The organism is Mesorhizobium sp. M4A.F.Ca.ET.022.05.2.1 (assembly GCF_003998845.1).
In the GTDB taxonomy this organism is placed as follows: Bacteria; Pseudomonadota; Alphaproteobacteria; order Rhizobiales; family Rhizobiaceae; genus Mesorhizobium.
This window is the reverse complement of sequence record NZ_RZOJ01000714.1, coordinates 1-1,341: the sequence shown is the minus strand read 5'-3', so window position 1 is coordinate 1,341 and position 1,341 is coordinate 1. Positions and strand designations below refer to the sequence as shown.

Sequence of the window (1,341 nt, the reverse complement as noted above, 5' to 3'; positions counted from 1 at the left end):
GAGCCCAGTCTCGAACACCACGCTGGTTCCAGGCAGCGGCGCGAACGACCAGTTGCCGTCGGCCGACGGATTGATCGTGCCCTCGCTGATGACATAGCGCACGATCACGTCGCGGTTGGTGTCCGGCGCCTCATAGATGATCTTCGAAGCGTTTATGTCCGGGAAATTGCCGCCGCCGCCGGCGCGGTAGTTGTTGGTTGCAACGACGAATTTCTGTGCAGGATCAATCGGTTTGCCGTCGAACATCAGGTCGACGATGCGGCTGGATCCGGCATTCGCCAGCCCGCCCTTGGCATCGTATTTCGGCGGCTGCGACAGGTCTATCCTGTAGGCGACGCCGTCGATCACGTCGAAATTGTAGGATGGGAAGTCGGTGTCGATGAGTGGCTGGTCGGCCTTGCCCGGTTCGATCCGGTTGAAGATGCCGACCGACATCTCTAGCCATTCCTTGACCTGCGCGCCGGTGATTTCGACGGCCCGCACGGTGTTGGGATAGAGATAGAGGTCGGCGACGTTCTTGATGGCGATGTCGCCCACCGGCACGTCGGTGTAGTAGTCGGCGCCGCTGCGTCCGCCGGCCTTGAAGGGCGCCGCCGCCGAGAGCAGCGGCACGTCCTTCCATTGCGTGCTCTTCAGTATGTCCTTGAGATACCAGCTCTGCGCTTGGTTGACGATCTGCACCGACGGATCGTCGGCGACGAGGGCGAAATAGGAATAGAGCGGCGCCGAGGTCTTGCCGACGGGGCGGCGCACATAGGCGAGCGTCGCCTCATGGTCCTGTTCGAGCGCGGCGATGATGCGCCGGTCGTCGCCAACCGTCGCCTTGTTCTTGCTGTCGACCCGCTCATAGATCGGCCGCGCCTCGGACGTCGCGGAAACCACCCTCCACTTCGAGCCGTCGCGCTCCAGAAGCAGATCGATAAGGCCCATATGCGAGCCCCAGAAGCCGCCCATCACCGCCGGCTTGCCCTGCAGCGTGCCCTTGCCGGTATCGACACCGTCCAGCGCCTGGAAATCCTTCTTGCCGGGAAAGACGAGATGCTGGTGGCCGGTGAAGACGGCGTCGATGCCGTCGACGCCGGCGACGAAGAAGGAGGCATTCTCCATCATCTCGCCCTGCTTGATGTCGATGCCGGAATGGGAGAGCGCAATCACGATGTCGGCCCCCGCCTCCCTGATCTCGGGCACCCAGGCCTTGGCCGCCTCGACGATGTCGCGCGTTTTCACATTGCCTTCGAGGTTCTTCAGGTCCCAGACCATGATCTGCGGCGGGACGAAGCCGATGATGCCGATCCTGATCGGCTGCTCGGCGCCCGACCCGTCCTTGATCTTCCTGTCGAG

The 1,341-nt window shown here is 63.0% G+C and carries 1 protein-coding gene; it reads right to left on the bottom strand.

Annotation, left to right across the window (positions count from 1 at the left end; genetic code table 11):
* The coding region (locus tag EN745_RS34825) for a bifunctional 2',3'-cyclic-nucleotide 2'-phosphodiesterase/3'-nucleotidase (RefSeq protein WP_127423315.1) at positions 1-1,341 on the bottom strand (1,341 nt) is incomplete at both ends.